We start from the raw sequence: 23,878 nt of genomic DNA, 5'->3' as shown, positions 1-23,878 counted from the left end.
GTAGTTCGTGCTACTGGCAAACTTGTTGCAGAGTTGGGATGAAATCTGGATAAGAAATTGCTGCGGCTTCGGCTCGACTTATAGTTGTCGTACCGCTGGCATTCAAAGCCGCGATCGCCAAACTCATAGCAATGCGATGATCGGTGTAACTATCTACCTCCGTACCCCTTAAAGCCGTCCCACCAGTAATTTCTAAACCATCGGGTAATTCCGTGACTTTCGCACCCATACGATTTAACTCGGTTGCCATAGCTGCAAGGCGATCGCTTTCTTTAACCCTTAATTCTGCTGCATCCCGAATTATCGTCGTACCGCTAGCAAACACTGCTGCTACTGCTAAAATCGGAATTTCGTCAATTAGACGCGGAATTAAGTCACCTGCGATCGTACACGCTTTTAAACCGCCAGAACGCACCCGCAGATCGGCGACTGGTTCCCCAGCAACAACTCGCTGATTTTCCAGTTGAATATCTGCCCCCATCATTTCCAAAGCTGCTAAAATCCCAGTGCGCGTAGGGTTAACGCCAACATTTTCAATGACCAATTCTGAATCTGGGACGATCGCCCCAGCCACCAACCAAAAAGCAGCCGAACTAATATCACCAGGAACGACTACCTGCTGTCCTTGCAGTTGCGCTGGTCCGGTTACCGTGACACTATGGGTTTGGGGATCGACGCTCAATTGCGCCCCAAAAGCTTGCAACATCCGTTCGCTGTGGTCGCGGGATAAAGCTGGTTCTGTTACCGTTGTTTTTCCCTCAGTCATCAACCCAGCTAGCAGAATACACGATTTCACCTGTGCCGAAGCGATGGGAGATTGATAGTGGATCGGTTTGAGGTTTTGCCCTTGAATTGCCAAAGGTGCGAGAGAATTACCCTTACGTCCCCAAATTTGCGCTTCCATTTGTTGCAAAGGTTTGACGACGCGAGACATGGGACGCGATCGCAACGAACTATCTCCCGTCACTGTAAAAAATCTTTCTGGATGAGAAGCTAAAATTCCCAACATCAACCGGATCGTCGTCCCAGAATTTCCTGCATCCAATACGTCTGCTGGTTCCTGCAACTGACCCAAACCAATCCCTTTCACCCGCACCAAATCTGTATTGAGTTCTGAAATTTCCGCCCCCATTGCCCGAAAACAGCTAGCCGTACTCCTGGGGTCTTCCCCCAACAGCAGCCCTTGAATTTGGGTTTCTCCCGTCGCCAGCGCCCCCAACATCAACGCCCGATGGGAAATTGATTTATCGCCAGGAATCCGAATGCGACCGCGCAAGCAAAACCCTGTCTGGGGTCTAGTGACAATCAGATTTTGCTGGCGATCGATAGTTTCAACTGCGAACGGAGAAGCCAACATGGGGATAAATTAACAGATTGAGTGCGCTTGTTAGTTTATCTTGTTTGCCGACTCTGCGATCGCCTAGTCGCAATTTATAGAAAGAAAAGTCATTCCCCACTCGATACATCTCGTTTAACGACGAAAAGATCTTGGAGATCCCCCAACCCCTTGAAAAAGGGGCTTTGTTCCCCCCTTTTTAAGGGGAGTTAGGGGGGATCTAGTCTTAACCGAAAAGTCTCAATCCCTTATTCCCTGCTCCCTTCTAGCTGTTGATAAGCCTCCAGCAATCCCTTAACGTCACTGGGAGAAAGAGACTCGATTCGTTCCAACAATTCAACTGCCATTTTCTCCGGTGTTTGTCCCGAAGTATTGCTCAGATCGGGTCGGCTAGAGCGGCTAGAGTCAATATAACCTCCTAGCGTGGAGTGAATCAGGATATGGGTGTCCTTGAGCTTAAACCAGGGACGAATCCGTTCAAAAGCAATACTACCAACTTGACACATCCCAATTCCGTAACTTGGAGCCGAAACCTCTAGCTGATGTGCCATAATTCCCGATTCCAAGGTAACGAAGTGAATTCCTCGCTCGCCATAGCCAGGTCCAATCGCATCTAAATCGGCAATGAAGAAGATGGAGAAGGCACATTCATCAAACATTGGTGTATTAATGAATGGAATATGGACTCCTCTGTCAATATCGACATTAGATGTCAAAACAACGAGTTGATGTTCCTCTGGATGATAGTAGTAAACACCAGCTGGCACATTTTCAATGCGTCCGGGTTTGACATGCAAGTAAACTTGAGTTGGATTCAAACCGCCAGGGGAGGCATAGAGAAACTTAGATTGACCGTCTAGGATAATTTGAGATAAACAGCTTAAAAATAGGCTGAAATTCTCAAATGGAATTGATTTTAACAAGAACTTACGATAACTGCTGCGATCGCGATATTTTTTCTGTAACTCCTCATCAACAACAGGTCTTTCTAATTGAATTGCAGGTGTCTCTTTCAGATCTCGCCGGACTCCTGGGCGCGATTTCTTAAATTTCTCCCGCTCCACAGGATCGAGAATAATCCTGTAGGAAGACAGCAGCTTATTTCCTAACAGACTGTCATCTGTATTGCTAGAAACCGATTTACTTTCTTGCCGCTCGTAATAATCAACTAATGCTTGAATTGACTGCAAGCGGAACAATTCATCAATCCGGGGACGATTCTTAAATTCCTTTTCTAGTTGGTTGCCAATTCTCACCATATCGAGCGAATTCGCCCCTACACTCAATAAATTCGCGTCCAAATCGACATTTTCTAACTGCAATACTTTACACACAATTCGACTGACTTTTGCCTGAATCCCTGAAGACTGCTTTTGAGTTGTACTTTTAGCAGGGGTAGCATCTGCTGCAAAAGGTGCGGGTAGCGCTTTGCGATCGACTTTGCCATTACGAGTCAAAGGAAACTGTTCTAGCATTACGAAAGCAGCAGGAACCATATGTTCTGGTAACTTACCGCGTAAAAACAAGCGCAGTTCGTCAGTATTTAGCTCTGACTCTTTCGCCAGAATGACGTATGCTACCAAAAGCTTTTTGCCTTTCTGGTCGTAAGTCGTCGCGATCGCCGAATTAACACCTGCGTGTTGTTGTAAAGTTGACTCGATTTCCCCTAGCTCGATCCGCTGACCGTTGATTTTAACTTGAAAATCGACCCGTCCCATGAACTCGATCGTCCCATCGGGGCGGAAGCGTCCCATATCTCCAGTTCGATAAATTCGTTCGCCAGTACGGGGATGCAAAATAAATTTGGCGTTGGTTTTCTCTGGATCGTGCCAGTAACCTTTGGCAACTCCCACGCCAGCAACGCACATCTCCCCCGACACCCAAGCGGGACATTCCACCAAAGCATCGTTGAGAATGTAGTAGCGAGTATTGGAAATTGGTCGTCCGTAGGGAATGCTTTTCCAGTTCGGGTCAAACTCCTCAATCGGATACCAAATATTCCACAGCGTTGTTTCTGTAGGACCGCCGACGCTGACTACTTTCGCTCCTTCTACCAGCGCCTCAAGACGTTTGGGAATCGTTAACGGAATCCAATCTCCACCTAGAAATGCCAGCCGCAATGTCGATGGAATGACATCCGCGCGTGAAGCGAAGCTTGCGCCACGCGCATCGCCTGCATACTCTAAGAACATATCCATCATTGCCGGAACCGAGTTCCAGAGCGTAATCTGATGCTTCATGCACAGATCCGACCAATGGGACGGGTCGCGTCGTCCGCTGGCATCGGGGATAATTAAGGTTCCTCCCGCACCCAACACGCCAAATATGTCAAAAATTGACATATCGTGATGTAAAGCTGTCAATCCTAAAATGCGATCGCCAGAATTAATCTCAAATTGCTTTTGAGTGCTGACAACCGCATTCACTAACCCACGATGGCGAATCATCACTCCTTTTGGCAAGCCAGTAGAACCCGACGTATAAAGTACAAACGCTAAATCGTCTGGTGTTTGAATCGGTTCTAAGGGGCGATCGTCAATATTTTCCAAGTTTTCGCGATCGACGCAGAGGCGCTGCACGCGATCGCTCCATTCCAGGCGATCGTCTAACCAAGATTGAGTCAGGACGATTTCAGCTTTACCATTCTCCAGCAGGTAGTCAAGCCGTTCTTTCCCGACTGTGGCATCAATCGGAAGGTAAGCAGCACCAGCGTGTAATATGCCCAGAGCAGCTACCACTTGCTCCCAACCCTTTTCCATCACAATTGCGATCGGTTGGTTTGGTTGCGCTCCTAAATTCCGCAAATGCCGCCCCCAACGGTTTACCAAGGAATACAATTCTTGGTAAGTTAGAGTTTTCTGAGTAGTAACGACCGCCGCTTGGTCTAGACGCTGAGGCACTTGAGCCGCAATCAGATCGTGAAGCAAGATTTCCGGCATTGGCTGCTCGTCCCCGGCAGCTACCAACTGCTGACCTGTTGCCACCATCACCCGCCGCATGACTTCCGACCAACTCTGCTGCCAGAGATTTTCATCAGTACCTAGCAGATGGAGCAATTGGATAAAAGCATCTAAGAGATTTTGGGATAGTCCTTCAGGAAAAAGTTCTTCCACGGTATCCCAGTGGCAATAAAGCGCACCATTATGCTCAAAAACGTGGTTGTCTAACCACACTTGAGAAGTTTGGTTAATTGCAAATACCACCTCACCCAGAGCCTCTGCTTGCACTGTAGCATAGGTACTTTGTCCGGTTTCATCTGCTGGAATTGCAGTAAATACAACTGGCATCAGCGAACCAGAGAGTCGATTTTGAGCAACGGCAAGTTCCCGCAGGACTTCGACCCCGTTAAAGAAACGATGGTCTATGTCGCTCCAAAGTTGCGCCTGTAGGCGTTGCGATCGCTCGGCAAAGGAAGCATCTCCCGTATTGTCAACTTCCAGCACGGTAAATGAGGCAGATTCTCCAATCAAGCGATTCACCTGCGAGTGGAGGGGCAGGCGATTGAAACTTGGCACATTGATACAGAAATGTCGTTCTTTATTCCATAACGTCAGAACTTCGGCATAGGCTGCTGCCAAAATTCCTGGTGCGGTGATGCCTAATTGAGTCGCCCGCGCCTTAACTCGCTGCCAAATAGAAGCTTCTACTACCCCTTCTCGACGCACAAACCTACCACTTGTGAGAGCAGACGGCTGTTTGGCAAGGGGCAGATCTGGTCCCAAAGGTAAAGAGTCAATTCGTTTGCGCCAGTAATCTTGCGATCGCCGATACTCGTCGGAATTCGACAGCGATCGCTCTGCCCAGACATAATCGCGGAAGCTAATTTCTAAAGACTCTAGTTGAGTTTCAGGATTGTGGTAAAGCGCCGCCCATTCTTTATAAGTAATTGCAATACTCCAGCCATCAAAGATCAAAGCATCCAAACTAACGTGAATCCGAGTCCGTCCATCGTCTAGTAAAGTTGCTTGAATATCAAATAAGGGATACTTATGACTGGGAAGAATTTGATGCGACATCCGATCGCGCACGTCTTTTAGCTGAGCGTTGACTGTTTCCGCATCCCGTCCCCGCAAATCGAGCATCCGAAACTGATAGGAAGGCACATTTTCCAAGACCTGTTGAGTTCCATCCGGCAGAACGATCGCCCGCATCATGTCATGACGATCTATTAGTCGTTGCCAAGCTTGAGTCAAGCGTTCCAGATCGAAGTTGCCTTCCAATTCTACATAGCTGTGGCTGGCAACCTGTCCCATTTCTACTTCACCACTGCGCCCAACCCAATAAGCTTGTTGCAATCCAGTCAATGGAAAGGGCTGAAATCGTTCGTCAGGGGCAGCAGTAATCGTTGGTAGGTTAAATACTGCTCGCTGCGGTTGCCGCTCTTGTTTGACACCTACCTTTTTCTCGCGAATTAACTGAGCTAGCAAAGCTTTTCGTTCGGGTGAAAGAGATTGGAGTTTGTCAACGTGCGCTTGGGAAATTAACTTTTGGCTTATCATTTCAGTCATTGGCTTGATTTGCACCAACAGAATAGATTTGGAAAAATTTATGCAGGGGTTTTAAGTGGCTAGTTGGCGATCGCTCTTTGAGAGGGCGATCGCCAGCATTGTTATTTCAGCAGCGCCATCACTTCTTCATCAGACAATTGCGCCAAATACGCGATCGTGTCTTCCATGTCATCTAGATTGACTTGCATAGCTTGAGCTTGTTCGATCTGTCGAGCCATGCCACCGACAGTCGGAAATTGAAATAAATTAATTAGCGGTAAGTCAACGCTAAACGTCGAGCGGATCGTCCCCATCAATGACACGGCGATCAAGGAGTTTCCTCCCAAACTGAAGAAGTTATCTCCTGTACCAATTTCAGACACCTGAAGTAAGTTTTGCCAAATCGCCATTAGGGTTTGCTCGACCTGGTTTTGAGGTGCTGTCTGCTCGATCGCCCTATCTAATTGCACCGTCGTCGGCGCAGGCAGTGCCTTGCGATCGACCTTATTGTTTGGCGTGAGGGGAAAAGCCTCTAGCACGACAAAGTTGGAGGGAACCATGTATTCGGGCAATCGAGCGAGTAAGTATTCTCGCAACTGTGAGTTAGCAGGCTGTTGTCCTGGCTGTGGTAACACGTAGGCAACCAGGCGCTTGTCACCCGGTACATCTTCGCGAACCACGATCGCTGCTTCTCGAACTGCCTCGTGACGACTTAAAATTGTCTCAATTTCGCCTAATTCGATGCGATAGCCCCGCACTTTCACTTGAAAGTCGATACGACCGAGGAATTCTACATTGCCATCTCTGCGGTAGCGTACCAAATCTCCTGTGCGGTAGAGACGGTCTGCCGGATTTTGGCTCAAAGGATTGGGAATAAACCGCTCTTGAGTTAACTCCGGTCGATTCAGATAACCGCGAGTCACACCTTCGCCCCCAATCAGCAGTTCGCCTGCAACTCCTATTGGAACGGGTTGTCCGTTCCGATCTAAAATATACAGCTCAGTATTGGCAATTGGACGACCGACGGGAACGATTCCATTTACTTGCGTCAGCGTATGAGTTGCCGACCAAATGGCAGTTTCTGTAGGACCGTACATATTGTGAACTTGTCCTGCGACAATCTGCTGGAGTTGGAGCGCCAAGGCTTCGGTCAAAGCTTCGCCGCCAACCATCATCTGACGCAACTGTTTCATAGCGGCGCGGGTAGCGGTATCGGCAATCAACAAACCTGCCATTGATGGAGTGCATTGCAGGTGTGTCACTTGATGACGCTCGATCAGTCCTGCCACAGAATTATTCTGTGTTGCCACTTCAGTCATAGGCAGATTGGACTGTTCCTTCACGCGATCGAGTAGTGGCAGTTGGGACAAGACTAGATCGGTGTCGATGCCGTAGTCAATCAAACAAGCAATTTCATCCACATCAATGCCTTTGATGCGATCGACTATCTGCAAACAAGTTTCTACAGTCCCGAACAAGCCACTGGTTTCAAAGTAGCGTTCAAAGGAAAAATCCAGCACCTCATCCATATCTCGCTCGGATAAGTGGGATATAGCAAATTGTCCTTTGTCGTTCGTGGTTTTCTGCTTGAAAGTGGGAAAAGCCCATGCAGCTTGCTTGATTAAATCGAGAGAAGTGGCGAGATATTGCCGCATCGGTTGACGCACAATTTCGCGGACGGCATCATCGCTCTGACCTACAAAGGTATGGAGCATCAAGGTTACAGTCCCCTGACCGGAATGTCCGTTTTCTGCCCATGCTTGTCGGTAAAGGGCAATTTTTTCTGCTAATTCTTCTAGGCTCTGCCCCAATAAGTGAGTCAGAAGGTGAAAACCTTTAGCACCTGCCATGCGAAATGTTTCTGGATTGCCTGCGGCAGTAATCCAGACTGGAAGTTCGGGTTGAATCGGGCGTGGCAGCGTTTGAACGGCTATGGCTTCACCTTTTCCATTCGGATAAGTTACAGATTCCCCACGCCAGAGCGATCGCACCTCCTCAATCTGCTGGAACATAATGTCCTTACGATTCTCAAAGGTTTCCGGGCGCAGGACAAAATCATTTGGTTGCCAGCCAGTGGCGAAGGAAATCCCCACCCGACCGCCTGACAAATTATCCACAATAGACCAATCTTCGGCAATTCGTACCGAGCTATGCAGTGGAGAAACACAGCTACCCGCCCGAATCTGAATCTGTTTCGTCGTTGCCGCGATCGCTGCACTGGTAACGGCAGGGTTGGGAAATAGCCCCCCGAAGGCATGGAAGTGCCGTTCTGGAGTCCAGACTGCTTTAAATCCGTTCGTATCGCCAAACTTAGCGCCTTCAGTCAATAGACGGTATTTAGCGGCAGTATCCCCACCATTTTCGTAGCTAGAGAAATAAAACAGACTGAAATCGATCGCCTTGTTTGTATTTTGGAGCGATGACGGCTTGGCAGCGGTACGCTCTTTCTTGGCATTGTAAATGACGACCTTAAACCCCCGTGCCAACGTCCAAAATAGCTCTAACACGGAAATATCAAAGGACAAACTCGTGACCGCTAACCAGACTCCAGGAGGGTTATGCTCGATAACTCCATCCATCCCCGTAAAGAAATTGACTGCGTTACGGTGTTCTACCATCACACCCTTGGGCTTACCAGTAGAACCAGATGTATAGATAACGTAGCTCAGGTTTTCCGGCTTGACTCCACTATTAGGATTGGCGATCGCCTGTTGCTCGATCTCGTCCCACATCGTATCGATGGGGATAACACTGACACCAGGCTCGACAACCAAATTGCTGATTAACTCTTGCTGGGTGACAATAACCGTAGCTTGAGAGTCTTGCAACATGAAGCCGAGCCGATCCCGTGGAAATTCTGGATCGAGAGGAACGTAAGCACCGCCTGCCTTGTGAATTCCCAGCAACGCTACCATCATTAAGAGCGATCGCTCTACGTGCAACCCTACTAAAACGTCGGGACCTACGCCTTGTTGTTGTAAATAACGAGCTAGTTGATTGGCTTTGGCATTCAACTCTCCGTAGGTTAACTGTTGCTCCTCAAAAGCAACGGCGATCGCGTCGGGATGGAGGGTGACTTGCTGCTCGAACAACTGATGGATGCAGCAATCTCTAGAGTATGGTTTTACTGTTTGGTTCCACTCCACCACAATTTGGTGTAGTTCTGTAGCGGAGAGTAACGGGAGTTGGTGCAGTAATTGTTCGGGATGTTCGACACAGGCATCGATTAGACTCCGAAGTTGCTGGGCGATCGCCGCACTATTTACTTCATCGATCGCTCCAGCGTGAATCAATTCCGGCAAGCTGCCATCTTCATAGGCAACCAGGGCAATTGTTGCTCCTAAATCAGCCCATTCCAGTCGATTGGGGTTCTCCACAAGAACAATTGTTACTTGGAGGGCATCTTGGGAAAGCTGCTGTAATTCTGAATGGCGGGCAAAGATATCTAAGGTGTAACTACCTAGACGAGACGCACGATCTAATTCTGCTTCAAAGCGTTTCTGAAAATCGGTAAATGGTTCCTCAGCAACAGACTGAACGCGAATCGGCACTTGTTGAGCAAAAATTTCTGGGGCAATACTGCGCTGTGCTGCGGTTTGCAGCCCCAAGTCAAACTCTGACTCTGTTGCCAATCGCGTGCAATAAGCTGCGAACATGGTTAGTAGCGATCGCGGTTCTACCCGTTTGGCTGGCAGCAAAATCGGGTATCGGCGCAAACGATCGGACGACGTATTCAGCGCTCCAACCTGTAAATAGGGATGTTGAAACGGAGTCATTTGTGCCAGTTGCTTGACCCACGACCGTTCGTGACGAGCGATCGCCGCATTACGCTGACCGATCGCATCTCTCAGTTCGGCATTGAGTTCGGGCAAAATAACGCCAACACGCACGCCGTAAGATTGCTGCAAGTTTTCTAACGTGAGGGGTTTTCCCTCAAGCGATGTCAGACGGCTCAGCCGTACTGCACCATCCCTAGTGGCAATGCAAATTCCATCTGTATCGAGTTCTAACACCTGCCCCACACTTGCGTGGGAGGTTACTACTGCATCAGCAGCTCCCACAGCAACGACTCCATCTGGTAAACAGAGTTTGGGTAAGCCTAGTGGATTGCGGATTGGACCAAAATCTAATGCCCGCACTAAATTACAAAGCTCTTTACTGCTCGTGTCAAACGCCAAAACGCAAGCTGCTGCTGGGCGATCGCTAGAACCAAAATAACTCTGTTGCGATCGATCCTGTGGCAATGGCTTTAACCGATCGGTTGCCAGTTCCTCTATGAATTCGTCAAAGGTTGCGATCGCGGCATCCAAGCAGCGAGCATTGAGATCGAATGCTGTATCAGTGGGTTCAATAGGTACTATTTGCTGTTTGAGAATGCGTCCAGCGTCAATGTCAGAGATAACTTCATGCCAGGTGATACCGTGTTGCCGTTCTCCATGAAGCAACGCCCAAGATGTTGCATATAACCCCGCATACTTTGGTAAAAGTGAATCGTGAAAGTTGATTGTTGCCTTTCGTGCCTGGGTAATGACGTTTGGTGGTACGATCCACCAGACGTTGTTAATACTAAAAAGGTAGTCGTACTCAGTACTAAGTAGCCGATCTTCAAAGGTAGGTAGAGAAGGAGCATGAGGAATGCCAAGTTCCTCTGCAAACTTAACTAGCGAGTTATCTGCTGAATAAACTCCAAGGACTTTATGTTCTGTTTTTAATAAAATTTCTAAGCACTTTACTGCAAGGACACCATTACCTACAACAAAACAAGAGAAACTAGACATAATTATTTCCTAATATACGCGATCGACTGAATCATCTAAGTTACTGTACTCACTGAGTTATTACTCATACGAGCCGCCAAGCCATATACCCTGTTGCCTGAAGATTGCCAACAACACTTGGTAAGCAATTCCACAGTTTTTAAAAACTGCTATTTTGTTTAGAATACGATTGAATATAGTTTTAGTATTCATCCACACTTTACACTTTGGAAGCGCAAAACAACTCAGTGAAAATTCCAATCGAACATTCACTTAGTAGGAATCATCAAAAACGAACGGCAATAACCAGTGTTAATAACATCAGTATTTCTACAGAGAGCTTTATCAATTACTACCAATTTCAGGAATGGTTTAATATGACTTGACTCTCTATCAATTAATAAGCCAGAATCTTTAAAGTATAATCCACAATCAATAAATAACTTATAAAATCTAATATTTTATGAAGCTAAAACAACAGATTGAATAATTTGCGTTAAATTTTAATAAAGTGGCTTTTTCTTTATACCATTTTTGACCAGTCGCTGAGTATTATTTGCTTGCAATATACTGGATATTCCATAAGTATTTGTAGTTTCAACTACAATCAATTTAGCCTTTCTCCCTGAAATATATCTACTATTATTTGAAGCATTAGTAAAGTTAGCCTGCCACTGGCGATCGAGCTTTAAGCGATCGCTACCTTACGTTACAAATTTGGTTTTTAGTCAAGAAAATTATGTCCTATAAATTTCCTAACCTCAAGCACAAGAGGCGCAGTATTCTGCAACTGACTGGACTAGCAGTGGGAGCAGCAATATTTCCTCCTACTTTTCATGCTGTCAAAACTTCGTTAAAAGCTACTAAAGCCAAGTATGCAGATGCGAAGAAAGTTGCACCGTTATCACGATCAAATGAAATTGGTAAAGTCGTACTCGTATATAGCGAAGATCGAGTCAACGGAACACGCCGCGCTCTCGATCTGTTGCAACCAGATGGTATAAAAGGAAAGCGCATTTTCCTCAAACCCAACTACAACACTGCCGATCCTGCTCCAGCTGCAACAGATACCAAAATGCTAGAAGCTCTAATACAAGAATTACAAAATGCTGGAGCAGGACAAATTAGTATCGGCGATCGCTCTGGTATGGCGCAGACGCGGCAAGCGATGGAAGCTAAGGGAGTGTTTAAATTAGCAGATCGGTATGGACTCAATGCAATTGTCTTAGATGAGTTGGGTATTAAAGACTGGCAGTATTTTTCTCCCGAAGGAACTCACTGGCAACAAGGTTTTGCCTTTGCTCGTCCGATTTTAGACGCAGAAGCGGTTATTAATATGTGTTGTCTGAAAACACATGGCGGCGCTCGTTATACTCTTTCGCTCAAAAATACCGTAGGTATGGTAGCAAAGTACGTTCCTGGCGATCGCTTCAACTATATGAACGATTTGCATACATCAAAGTATATGCAGTTGATGATTGCAGAAATTAACTCTGTTTACCAACCCAGTCTTGTCTTAATGGATGGAGTCGAAGCCTTTGTCAAAGGTGGACCTGAAGCTGGCGATAAAGTCGCTGCAAATGTGATTTTAGCTGGCACAGATCGGGTTGCAGTTGATGTCGTTGCTTTAGGAATATTGCGATCGCTCGGCACAACACCAGAAGTAGCTCAAGGCTCAATTTGGAATTTAGAACAAATTCGTAGAGCTATAGAATTAGGCTTAGGAGCTGCTAATTCAGAGCAGATTGAATTAATTACAGCCGACGCAGCTAGTCAAAAAATCGCTGATGGAATTCGTCCATATATTATGACTTAAAAATATTCAAATCTCAGCGTCGAGCAGGCAACGCTCACTCCACGACAACAGTTTAAATTAGGTAAAACAATGGCAACATTCATTACAGAGCGTAATATTTTTCAAAGTTTAGTCGAATTATCAACAGAACAACGTCAGTTATTGGAACTACTACTAAAAAAACAAGGTGAAGATTTGGCTCAGTTTGCCATCCCAAAACGAATGGGATCGGAGCTAATTCCACTGTCCTATTCTCAAGAAAGAATTTGGACTATTGCCCAGTTGTCTCCAGATACATTTGTTGATAACGTACCTGTAGCTTTTCATATTTCTGGAAATCTTAACTTACAAGTTTTTGAAAAAAGCGTACATCTTCTGATCGAGCGCAATGAGATTTTACGAACTACGTGTACGGTACGCGATCGCCAACCAGTTCAAACAGTGATGACTACCTTCAAACCTTGGGTGGAGATAATCGATCTCAGTCATTTTTCTCAAGAAGAAAGGTTAGAACGTGCTACAAGTCAGGCGGAAGCAATCGCACGACAACCATTTGACTTATCACAAGATGTACTTTTTCGAGCTATAGTATTTTGCCTTGGAGAACAAGAGTTTTTGGTATTGTTGGTGACGCACCAGTTTGCTACTGATGGATTGTCCTTCAGATTCTTACTACAAGAGTTAGCGACTTTATACAAAGCAATTTTAGTTGGCGATCGCTCTTCTCTTCTAGAACCAAATATCCAATATCCTGACTTCGCAGTTTGGCAACGACAATGGTTTTCTGATGCAATATTTGAACCGCAAACTACTTACTGGAAACAGCAACTCAGCGGCGCACCTGCACAATTAAAATTGCCCATTTATCAAAGTCGCCAATTTGCAACACTTGATGCAGGATGCGAAAAATTTGAGTTTTCTACACCTTTATCCGATAAGTTAAGAGCGTTATGTCGTCAGCAAGGCGTTACATCTTTCATGGCGTTTGTGGCTTTATTTCAGCTCATTTTACATCGCTGTACGTTAGAAAACGACATTAGCATCGGCACGCTTATGTCAAATCGCAACCGTAGAGAAGTCGAGAAACTAGTGGGAAATTTTTCTAACAATCTACTTCTACGAACGAATTTTTCCAGCGATTTGAGCTTTAGTGAAGTTTTAACAAAAGTTCGAGAAACAACGCTTGATGCCTATAGCTATCAAGATTTACCCTTCCAGCGCTTATCTGCATCTCTAGCAAGTATTCCTCAATTTCAAATCTTGCTGCTGCTAAGAGATAGTACTACGGCTCAAAATCTCGATCTACCCGATCTTCAGGTGCGAGATTTCCCAGTGGAACTAGGTTTGACTCGAATGGAGCTGAGCTTAGATATCACAGATAGCGGCAAGGATTCTATTTTTGGAAAGCTAGAGTACAAATCAGCATTATTTGAAACATCTACCATCAAACAACTTATTCAAAATCTGCAAGCGCTGTTAGAAAGCGTAACTGAAAACCAAGAGCTGAAAATTGCCGATATCGTACTTCCTGAAACAATCGATCGTACTCAATTTCATGAGAATTTCAAAAACGAATTAGCTACAACACAGAATTCCAACAGACAATTTGTAGCTCCTACCACAGAGATAGAAAAGAAACTGATCGCAGTATGGTCAGAAATTCTTAATCATCCGCAAATTGGCATTTACGACAATTTTTTTGAGTTAGGCGGTCATTCTCTCTTAGCCGTGAAACTGTTTGCTGAAATGGAAAAGCAATTTGGGAAAAACTTACCGCTATCCGTTCTATTTCAAGCACCAACTATTTGCCAATTAGCTGATGTTGTTCAACGTGCTGAAGAAACTGTTTCTTGGTCTCCTCTAGTTACTATTCAAGCTGGCGACTTTAAGAAACTACCGCTTTTTTGCGTACATGGTGCTGGTTTCAATGTGTTGATTTATCGTGATGTCGCACGAAATCTAGGAGCCGACCAACCTGTATATGGACTGCAAGCGAGGGGTTTAGATGGAAATCGACCCGTACACTTGAGTTTTGAGAGTATTGCTGCTGACTACATTCGTGAAATTCAAACCGTTCAACCTGAAGGACCCTATATGCTAGGAGGATTGTCCAATGGTGGCAATATTGCACTTGAAATGGCGCAACAGCTGCGCCAACAGGGACAAGAAGTAATTTTGCTAGCTTTGTTTGACACTTATGGTCCAGATGCAATTACATTACTTCCTCCTTTACCGCGATTCCTATCTTCTGTTGATTATCTTCGGCAGCATATGCTGCCTGCTTACTTGCTTAAAACGCGATCGCAACCTAAGATTTTATTGAGCGAGCTTCAGACAGTTTTAGGGGCAGTTGGAAAAGTTCTGCTTCAATCTAAAGCTAGAGCAGAGACATTAGATCGAGAGAAGAAGCTTGCCTTTTTCTCAGAAGTCCATATGCAGAAATCAGATCCGATTTTTTCAGATCCAGGACATTTTTCAGCCCCTAGCTTTTTGGAACAGAAGTTAGCTCAAATCAGTAAGTATATTCTACAGCGTTCTTCCTGGGCATTCCTTACGCCATCAACTCAGCTTGAGGAAATGGATGATGTTATATCAACAAATCTGAGAAGTTTAGAGGAGATTTATAGCAAAGTCCAAAAGACTTACAATGCTCAGCCATATGCAGGAAAAATTACTGTCTTTAAAGCTGGAGAAACTCCCCCAGGACATCGAGTAGATGCCAGGTTAGGTTGGAGTAGCATTGCCAGAGATGGAGTTGAAGTTTTTAATATTCCAGGGAATCATACTTCTATCATGGCATCTAAACTTTTGGCAGAGAAGTTGAAAATTTGCATTGAGAAAGCTGTGGGCAACTGAGTTTAAATCGTTGTTTGTTGCCGATAACCAGAACAAAAATTATTGAGAATTGACTGAAGCGATCGCGTTCGTAGGTAATGCGATCGCTTCTCTATCTTTAGGTGTAGAAATAGAGAATGCACACAATTAGCATTTAGCTGCTTAAATTTAGACATTTTTTCCATCTTATAAAAATAATCTAAAGCTTGATTTGTATGCCCCCCTATAGGATTGAAATTTTTATACAAAATCGTTTTGATTAAAAGGCTGATTAAGATTATGTCTGCTGAATAAAGCATAAAGCTATGCCAATCGTTCCATTGATGCAAGCTCTTTCTTCTGGTTGGTTGTATCATTCAATACAGCCATATCTAGCGCTGCATATCCCAGATGGCTTTTTAAACCTACCCGTAATTGCTGTGACCTGGATACTGGCGATCGCCCTGATCGCTATATCTCTAAATCGCGTGCAAGCAGACTACCAGGAAAAGGCAGTGCCTCTAATGGGCGTTTGCGCTGCATTTATTTTCGCCGCACAGATGATCAACTTTCCCATTCCAGGAGGTACATCCGGTCATTTGCTGGGAGGTACTCTAGCAGGAGCGCTTTTAGGTCCTTGGGCGGGAACGCTAGTGATGACAGTCGTATTCATCGTCCAAGCGGTGGTGTTTCAAGATGGAGGCTTGACAGTACTAGGAGCCAACATCTTCAATATGGGTCTGATCGGTACGTTTGCCGGTTACTACCTTTACAAAGCAATTCGCTTTGCCATTGGTAGAAATAAATTATCAGGGATGGCTGTAGGAGCAGCAATCGCGGCTTGGGCAAGTGTCATGATTGCCGCGATTATTTGCGCGATTCAACTTGCTATCTCTGGAACCGTTCCCTTAGCAGTCGCAATCGGAGCTATGGCAACATGGCACGTCCTCATTGGGATTGGTGAAGCCGCAATTACAGTTGTAGCACTTGTCTTCATCTGGCGAACTCGCCCCGATATGTTTTACGATCCACCCCGTCGGGCTGTATCGCCAAGAAACAGAATAGGAGTTGGGGGTTAGAGAATTCAGAATTCGGAATTCGGAATTCGGAATTAATTTGGTTGCCGTCAAACAGCTTCACCACAGAATTTTAGCGAGACTATATTTATGAGTAATAATTTGACGCGATCGCGTAACCGTGCTTTTGCGATCGCTGGATTGGGAATTGCCCTCATCGTTGCCGTTTTCCTCTCTCCCTTTGCCAGTCAAGATCCCGACGGCTTAGACAGAGTTTCCCAAGACCTTAAATTTGAAGACAAAGCCGCAGAGGATGCCCCAGCTAGCAAGTTACCTTTTTACTCCATTTTCGATGAATATGCCCTGCGAGGAGTTCCTGAAGGAATAGCAACCCCCATAGCTGGTTTAGTCGGTACGCTAGCTACTTTCGGCTTAGCCTGGGGAATCGGGAAAATAGTTGTCCGTGGTGAGTCTAGCTCCTCCGAGGAAGGCGATCGGTAAGCAGTTGTCAGTTATCAGTGACTAGTGGCTGGTGGAACCAGTGGCTGGTGGCTAGAAAAGAGTCCAGCTACTCACAAATGACCAATGACCAATGACCAATGACTAATAACCAATGACCAATGACGCTATTACATATTGGGGCATTTCAGCTAGATATTGATAGCCACAAAAATACTGTTTGGCACGCCCTTGCACCACGCACTCGCATTTTGTGTGTTTTACTGATGGTTTTTGCCATTGTCTTGACTCCCAACGGACACTGGTGGACGTGGGGAATTTACGGCATAGCCGTTATTAGCTTATTATTTCTCACTCGCATTACTTTACCCGTACTGCTCAAACGCATAGCCGTGGAATTGTCCTTTGTAAGTGTAGTTGTACTCGGGACTTTGTTTCGGGATGGAGGCGAAGTTATTTGGACATGGGGATTTTTACGAATCACCACTACAGGATTAACTGTATTGGGTAGCGTCACGCTGAAGGCGTTGCTATCGCTCATGATGTTAAATTTACTGACTTTAACGACATCAGTGCCAGCTTTGTTAAATGGTTTATTAGAATTACGTATTCCACCTTTACTCGTCGCAACTATTGCTTCTATGTATCGCTATTTAGGTGTATTGATAGGTGAATTCAACGCGATGCGACGAGCAGCAGCCTGTCGTAACTTAATGACTAATAGATACTGGCAGCGATTAGTTATTGGAAATACGATTGGTTCTCTATTCATTCGTACTTACGATCGCGGCGAACGAATTCATCATGCTATGTTATCGCGCGGTTATCGAGGAGCATTTCCAGTTGAAAAAATCCCCTCAGCAGGAAGACGCGACATTGTAGCTTTAGCGCTAACTTTAATTGTGATGCTAGCAGGACAAAGTGTTTATTTATTTAGACAGTGACTGGCGATCGGTTATCAGTTATCAGTGACTTACGAATTACGAATTACGACTTGGTAACTGCGTTGCGACTCTCTCTTCTCGGCTCTAGTTAAAATGCATCACAACCCGATCCTTGTAGAAAATCTCAGTTATGCCTACCCTGATGGTACGCAGGCACTCAGGAAAGTGAATTTGGCAATCGCATCTGGCGAGCGAGTTGCCTTAATTGGGGCGAATGGTTCGGGAAAATCGACATTACAGTTACACTTGAACGGAATTATTCTGCCTCAAGAAGGGAGGGTGATGGTAGGAGAGTGGGTTGTGCAGCCTGAAAATTTACAATTAATTCGGAATTTTGTCGGGCTAGTATTTCAAAATCCTGACGATCAAATATTTATGCCCACAGTTTGGGAAGATATAGCTTTTGGTCCGATGAATTTGGGTTTGCGGGGAGAAGAATTGCATAAACGAGTTTTGCAAGCGATGGCACATGTAAACATCGATCCAGAATGGTACGGGCATCGCAGTACGGAGAATCTCTCAGGAGGAGAGAAAAAAAGAATTGCGATCGCGGGTGTTTTGGCTATGCAACCCCAGATTTTAGTGCTAGACGAACCCTCAGCTCAACTCGATCCTCGTTCTCGCCGCCGATCGATCGAATTGCTCAAATCTCTGCCGATTACTCAACTCGTTGCCACCCACGACTTAGACTTAGCTTTAGATTTGTGCGATCGCACCGTGGTTTTGAGTCAGGGTCAAGTGGTTTACGACGGTACAACCGAACGAGTCATGGGTGATGCCAAATTCTTACTAGAACACGCCCTCGAACCACCACTTAGCTACAGTCGTCCCTACTGTAATTTGGAAGATGCTCCCTTTCTTTACCGATAACTGACTTTCCTTACTCTACAAAAAGTCAGTATACATCTATCTCAAGTATCAAAAATTTTCACTAATTTATTGACAGTAATTTTCTCTAAAACTATACTAGAGGATCTGAAAATTATTTGCGAATATTTGTCAAAAGATTCCGCCGCTACGCTGGCGATATCATGCCGAATAAATTTTTTCTGAGCAAACTAAAAACTTGGAACCGCCGCCAATTGTTGAAATGGGGGTTAGCAGGTGCAGGAACTGCCGGTGCTGCTGCTGTAGGGCTACACTTGGCATCTCAAAGTCATTCCGCCGCGCGCGTGCCACCCATACCACCTAGCGATCCATCAGACGATCGCGGTTTGCAACCCATGACCGTTCTCAGAGATTTCGACTACGGCACGCTGAAAAGAGAAAACGGCAGAAATATTCGCGAATTTCGGATTACAGCTCAAAACACGACGATTCAACTCAATCGCGCTGTTGTTTTTAACACCTGGAATTTTAACAATCGCATCCCAGGACCAACTTTACGCGCCAAACAAGGCGATTTCATCCGCGTTGTCTTTCTCAATCAAGGCGGGCATTCTCATTCAATGCACTTTCACGGCATTCATCCTACAGAAGAAGATGGCGTGCGTCCGATTCGGCATGGTGCGGCAACAGTTTACGAATTTGAGGCAAAGCCATATGGCATTCACCTCTACCACTGTCACGCCGAGCCTGTGACCCGTCACATCGGTAAGGGATTGTACGGTATGTTTATCATCGATCCGCCTCAAGGACGATCGCCAGCGGATGAAATGGTTTTAGTTATGGGTGGCTTTGATGTGGATGAAGATAAGCACAACGAGCTGTATGCCTTTAATGGGTTGCCGGATTACTACCACATGCACCCAATACCTGTTTACCAAAATCAGCTCATTCGGCTTTATTTGCTGAACATGATCGAATTAGATCCGGCGGTGACATTTCACATTCACGCTAACTTCTTCAAGGTTTATCCCACGGGCATGACTCTCAACCCCAGCCACGAATCAGATGTCATCACGATGGGGACAGCCGAACGGCACATTTTAGAATTTGCTTACCCCTATACGGGCAAGTATATGTTTCACCCCCATCAAGACGCGATCGCCGAAGCAGGATGCATGGGCTATTTTGACGTAATTAGCCAAGCATAACTACTAAATTTTGTCAAACCAGTTGACAATAATTTTCACCGAAACTCACTTTTCAATAAGGAAGGCTGAAAATGCTGCGGAAATTACCAAACGGGCGGAGAGTGGCACAAGAAAAAGATTCTTGGTTTCTAGGCTTCGATCGCAAAATTAGGGCGATCGCGCGGTTCTTATTGGTTAGTATCAGCGCCGCAATGTTGGCGATCGTTGTTAGTTGCACTCAACAAACACCAGATACCAGTAATAACCCCTCTCCAGCCCCTGCAACGAATACAAGCGCCTCTGCACCCAACCATCAACAACACGGTGGAAAAGAGCAAATTAACATCAACACTGCCATCCTTTCAGAATTAGATAAATTTGAAGCCATGTTGGGCGTACCTGCCTTGTCTAATAAAATTCAAGCCAGTCGCCCCTACGCTAATCCCGAAGAACTCGTCTCTAAAAACGTCGTTACCCAAGAGCAATTCGACAAAATTAAGGACATGGTGACAGTAGAAGATGTGGTGCTGACTGGGGAAGCTAAAGATGTAGACTACATGTCCAAACTCGGCTTGATGAAAGGACACTTAATCGTAGCAAAAGAATTACTCGACAAACAGCTACCGAAGCAAGCAGAACCCCACATCGGACACCCAGTAGAAGAAATCTACGTGGATGTGGAAGATCAGCTCAACGAACGCAATGTTAAAGAATTTAAGACAACTTTGATTGGCTTGCAAGATTTGATTAAAGCTCAGCCCAAGTCCGATAAAGTGCAAGCCGACTTCTCAGCTTCTATGCAAGCGGTAGACGGCGCGATCGCGGCATTACCAGAAAACGAGCGTTCCTCTGCCGCATTTAACCTTCAAGTCATCAACGAATTACTCGATGCTGCTAACTCCGAATATGGAGCGGCGATCGCCAATGGTAAAATTTCAGCTGCAATTGAGTACCAAGACTCCCGTGGTTTTGTCATCTATGCCAACAACCTATATCAAAAGATAGCCGACCAAATGGCAAAGGAAAACCCCGAAGCACACAAGACAATAGAAACGAGTTTCAAAGACCTTGCCAAAGCTTGGCCCTCTGCCGTTCCCCCAGCTAAACCTGTCAATACTCCCGAGGAAGTATCTCAGTTAGTCAAAGCGATCGAGCAAAACTCGCAGCAAGTTATTAGCAAATCTAATCCCTCCGCCTAAACCCAGATTTGTTACAGTTATAGATCGTCTGTCGTCAGTAGGTAATAACGAAATGCTACAACCTACTGACCAATGACCAATGACCAATAACAAATGATAAATAACAATGCGCGAACTCGACCAAAAAAAGACAATCGAACTGCTAAACTCCATCATGGAGTTTGAACTGGCGGGGGTGGTACGCTATACCCACTACTCTCTCATGGTGACTGGTCCCAACCGGATTCCAATTGTCGAGTTTTTCAAACTGCAAGCTACCGAGTCGCTCACACATGCCCAACAAGTAGGAGAAATTTTAACTGGTTTAGAAGGACATCCCAGCCTGAGAATTGCTCCGATGGAGGAAACCCACCAGCATACGGTACGGGATATTTTGGAAGAAAGTCTTTCTCACGAACGGAAAGCGCTAGATTTATATAAAAAGCTGCTCGACACTGTAGAAGATGCCAGCGTTTATCTAGAGGAATTTGCCCGTACCATGATTGGAACGGAAGAACTGCACAACATCGAAATTAAAAAGATGCTACGCGACTTTAGTGGTAGTACTGTGTAGTGTTGATGGTCAATCGTTGATGGTTTGTAGTTGCAAACAATTAACTATTGACTGTTAACAATCAGTGATTTTGTGAAATTATCTGGATAAAATTACTTAGAAAATCCAATGAATTTTAGTGCCGCTCTACCTACTTTTGTCATTACTCTGCGGGAGGGAGTAGAAGCAGCCCTCGTCGTGGGGATAGTTTTGGCTTTGCTCAAGAAAGCCAAACAGAGCAAACTCAACTCCTGGGTTTATGCTGGTGTTGGAGTTGGAATCGCTGCGAGTGCGTTGGTGGGTTTGTTATTCAGTGCCATCATTCAAGCTGTAGGTTCAATAAATCCTGAATATACTCCAGTGGTAGAGCCACTGATGGAAGAAGTCTTCAGCGTTATCGCGATCGCTATGCTTAGTTGGATGCTGATTTGGATGACTCGTCAGGCGCGGTTTTTGAAGGCGGAAGTGGAAGGGACGGTGACGGCGGCGCTCAAACAAAACAATGGTGCGGGTTGGGGCGTTTTTAGCTTAATTTTCATTGCCGTACTGCGAGAAGGGTTTGAAACCGTCTTATTTATTGCTGCCAATTTTCAACAAGGTTTTTTTCCGGCGATTGGGGCAATTGGTGGTTTAGTGAGTGCGATCGCAATCGGATTTTTGTTATTTAAGTGGGGCGTAAAAATTAACATTCGCCTATTTTTTCAAATCATGGGCGTTCTATTATTGCTAATCGTGGCGGGGTTAGTTGTTTCTGCACTGGCACATTTTGATACTGCTATTGCTACTCTTGCCAAATTGAATCGACAGTCAGAAAGTCTGTGTTTTTATTACGAACGCTTCACCCGCAATCCCTCGTGTATTTTGGGACCAAGAGTATGGAATACCTCGAAAATTTTACCAGACGAGCAATTCCCTGGCGTAATTTTAAAAGCTTTATTTGGCTATCGAGACGACCTATTTTTAGTCCAGGCAATATCTTATGTAGCGTTTTTAGTGACTGTAGGTGGGATTTATTTTCGCAGTTTAGGCATGGGTGGAAGTAAGCCAAAATCAGAGCCTGCTACAACTCATCAATCTTAACTAGTAGGGTGCGTTAAACAACGCACCCTACAATTATGAAATGTTACACGTACTGAAAAATTACCTTGGCATATTCCTCGGCAGTATTTTGCTCGGCAAACTGTTTCATGCTATTGCGATCGCCTAAACTAGTAGCGTCAGTCAAAAATCGAGTTAATCCTTGAGCAATTTCACTTGGTATCGCGGAGTCTACACCTAACCCTAGCCGATAGCGTTTAACCATTTCTCCCATTAAACCGTAGTTGGAACTGAGAACTGGTTTTTGGACTGCGGCAGCTAGTAGTAAAATGCCACTCATACCAATATGACGTTGATATGGGGCTAATACGACATCAGCAAGTTGAAAATATGCTTGTACGGTATCTTCAGAAATATATTCAAACCGTGTCAGAATTTGTACGGGGTGTGACTGCTGAACTCGCTCAATTTGTGACTGGATGGCTGCTTGCTCTGGCGGATATGCATTGCCGACAATTAAAAGACAGATCTGTGCGCTAAGATTTGATGGCAACTGCGATATCGCTTCCAGCGTTTGATACACTCCTTTACGTTCGGCTTCAAACGAACCAAACAGAAGAAATATTTGCCGATTAGCATTAATACTTAATTTTGTTTTGAGAAGGTCTGGCTGTATGATTTCAGAAACATGGCGATCGACTTGGACTGGATCTGGTAAATGTACGGCTGCTACATGAGAATTCAATCGATCCAAATGTTTGATGACGAAGGGATCGAGACAGAAGAGAGTCTTCAATTGTGGATGCTTTAGCATCCGTGCTATGACAGTTTTTTCCCAATGTTGTTGCAGAAAACTTTTTCTATAAGGTACGTAGCTACTAAAGTCGCTATAGTGAAAAGTTGGCTTGAAATATATTCCAGATAATTTGCAAGGTGACTTGAATCCTAGAGCTAGTGGAATTTGACAAGTATCTAAATACATAATCAGACACTCGCTAGCGTTTAAAGATTTAGCATATCGACAAAGTATTTGCCATTCTTGAAAGTTGCGCCAAGCACGCTTTAACTTGGAATTTCGAGATTTGAGCGCAGCGTCTTCTGCGGCGGAGATCGCTACTATTTGAATATTATTTTGATTATATTCGGCAACGAGACCGACAACTTCAGCGTGTTTTTCAAGAAACATTGGTGATACAACTACATCGAGTCTATCTGCTAACTGGCGATCGCCCCAATATTGTATGAGATATTTAATGTATGCTGCATGATGACCAAAAATAGAAAGGTCGAATAGCATCAAATTGCGTTTTTTTATCATAGTTTTTTATATTTTTCATGTTTCATGACTATTTCAGTTTGCCCATTTTCAGCTTCTAGGCAAACTTTATATTTAATTCAATCTAATAAATTGCTCTATCTCTATAGCAAATATTTCACTAATATGGCATTAGTGAAACTACTGAGCGATATATAGCAATTCCAATTC

General features: G+C 45.0%; 15 protein-coding genes. 10 read left to right on the top strand and 5 right to left on the bottom strand.

The window, feature by feature from the left end; translation table 11 throughout:
- Positions 1 to 10: 10 nt before the first annotated feature.
- From aroA to C7Y66_RS09615, 3 genes are all read right to left on the bottom strand, one after another.
- Positions 11 to 1,357, bottom strand: coding sequence for a 3-phosphoshikimate 1-carboxyvinyltransferase (aroA, locus tag C7Y66_RS09625; protein WP_106545403.1), 1,347 nt, complete (start codon positions 1,355 to 1,357; stop codon positions 11 to 13).
- 227 nt (positions 1,358 to 1,584) lie between these two features.
- On the bottom strand, positions 1,585 to 5,844 hold the full coding sequence (locus C7Y66_RS09620) for a non-ribosomal peptide synthetase (protein ID WP_106545402.1): 4,260 nt from the start codon (positions 5,842 to 5,844) through the stop codon (positions 1,585 to 1,587).
- 101 nt (positions 5,845 to 5,945) lie between these two features.
- Positions 5,946 to 10,601: a MupA/Atu3671 family FMN-dependent luciferase-like monooxygenase gene (locus C7Y66_RS09615; protein WP_106545401.1), complete on the bottom strand. Its 4,656-nt coding sequence runs from the start codon at positions 10,599 to 10,601 to the stop codon at positions 5,946 to 5,948.
- 718 nt (positions 10,602 to 11,319) lie between these two features.
- On the opposite strand from C7Y66_RS09615, the gene C7Y66_RS09610 reads away from it, so the two are divergent.
- A complete protein-coding gene (locus C7Y66_RS09610) occupies positions 11,320 to 12,396 on the top strand; it encodes a DUF362 domain-containing protein (protein WP_106545400.1) in 1,077 nt (358 codons plus the stop codon).
- Positions 12,397 to 12,465: 69 nt separating this feature from the next.
- On the top strand, positions 12,466 to 15,231 hold the full coding sequence (locus C7Y66_RS09605) for a condensation domain-containing protein (RefSeq protein WP_106545399.1): 2,766 nt from the start codon (positions 12,466 to 12,468) through the stop codon (positions 15,229 to 15,231).
- A 2-nt stretch (positions 15,232 to 15,233) separates the two neighbouring features.
- Here C7Y66_RS09605 and C7Y66_RS32375 read toward each other — a convergent pair whose 3' ends face one another.
- Positions 15,234 to 15,386, bottom strand: a complete 153-nt coding sequence (locus C7Y66_RS32375; protein ID WP_158631849.1) for a hypothetical protein — start codon at positions 15,384 to 15,386, stop codon at positions 15,234 to 15,236.
- A 129-nt stretch (positions 15,387 to 15,515) separates the two neighbouring features.
- On the opposite strand from C7Y66_RS32375, the gene cbiM reads away from it, so the two are divergent.
- The 8 genes from cbiM to C7Y66_RS09560 all read left to right on the top strand — a co-directional run bounded on the left by cbiM (position 15,516) and on the right by C7Y66_RS09560 (position 22,434).
- Complete coding sequence (gene cbiM / locus C7Y66_RS09595) at positions 15,516 to 16,268, top strand: cobalt transporter CbiM (protein ID WP_106166413.1); 753 nt, start codon at positions 15,516 to 15,518, stop codon at positions 16,266 to 16,268.
- Positions 16,269 to 16,355: 87 nt separating this feature from the next.
- A complete protein-coding gene (locus tag C7Y66_RS09590) occupies positions 16,356 to 16,706 on the top strand; it encodes a PDGLE domain-containing protein (protein WP_015153979.1) in 351 nt (116 codons plus the stop codon).
- A gap of 119 nt (positions 16,707 to 16,825) precedes the next feature.
- Positions 16,826 to 17,608, top strand: a complete 783-nt coding sequence (gene cbiQ, locus C7Y66_RS09585) for a cobalt ECF transporter T component CbiQ (RefSeq protein WP_106545398.1) — start codon at positions 16,826 to 16,828, stop codon at positions 17,606 to 17,608.
- Positions 17,609 to 17,701: 93 nt separating this feature from the next.
- Positions 17,702 to 18,478: an energy-coupling factor ABC transporter ATP-binding protein gene (locus C7Y66_RS09580; RefSeq protein WP_106545397.1), complete on the top strand. Its 777-nt coding sequence runs from the start codon at positions 17,702 to 17,704 to the stop codon at positions 18,476 to 18,478.
- 161 nt (positions 18,479 to 18,639) lie between these two features.
- Positions 18,640 to 19,644, top strand: coding sequence for a multicopper oxidase domain-containing protein (locus C7Y66_RS09575; protein ID WP_106545396.1), 1,005 nt, complete (start codon positions 18,640 to 18,642; stop codon positions 19,642 to 19,644).
- Between the two features lie 71 nt (positions 19,645 to 19,715).
- Positions 19,716 to 20,822: a helix-hairpin-helix domain-containing protein gene (locus C7Y66_RS09570; RefSeq protein WP_106545395.1), complete on the top strand. Its 1,107-nt coding sequence runs from the start codon at positions 19,716 to 19,718 to the stop codon at positions 20,820 to 20,822.
- 106 nt (positions 20,823 to 20,928) lie between these two features.
- Positions 20,929 to 21,375 (top strand): bacterioferritin, encoded by a 447-nt coding sequence (locus tag C7Y66_RS09565; protein ID WP_015153974.1) that lies wholly within the window; start codon positions 20,929 to 20,931, stop codon positions 21,373 to 21,375.
- Positions 21,376 to 21,483: 108 nt separating this feature from the next.
- Positions 21,484 to 22,434 carry an FTR1 family protein gene (locus C7Y66_RS09560; RefSeq protein ID WP_106545394.1) on the top strand — a complete coding sequence of 317 codons (951 nt, stop codon included), beginning with the start codon at positions 21,484 to 21,486 and terminating at the stop codon, positions 22,432 to 22,434.
- Positions 22,435 to 22,477: 43 nt separating this feature from the next.
- On the opposite strand, the gene C7Y66_RS09555 is transcribed toward C7Y66_RS09560, so the two are convergent.
- A complete protein-coding gene (locus tag C7Y66_RS09555; RefSeq protein WP_233222605.1) occupies positions 22,478 to 23,710 on the bottom strand; it encodes a glycosyltransferase in 1,233 nt (410 codons plus the stop codon).
- Between the last annotated feature and the right edge of the window lie 168 nt (positions 23,711 to 23,878).

This window comes from Chroococcidiopsis sp. CCALA 051 (assembly GCF_003015105.1).
Classification (GTDB): Bacteria; Cyanobacteriota; Cyanobacteriia; order Cyanobacteriales; family Chroococcidiopsidaceae; genus Chroococcidiopsis; species Chroococcidiopsis thermalis.
This window is presented reverse-complemented; position numbering and strand designations above follow the sequence as displayed.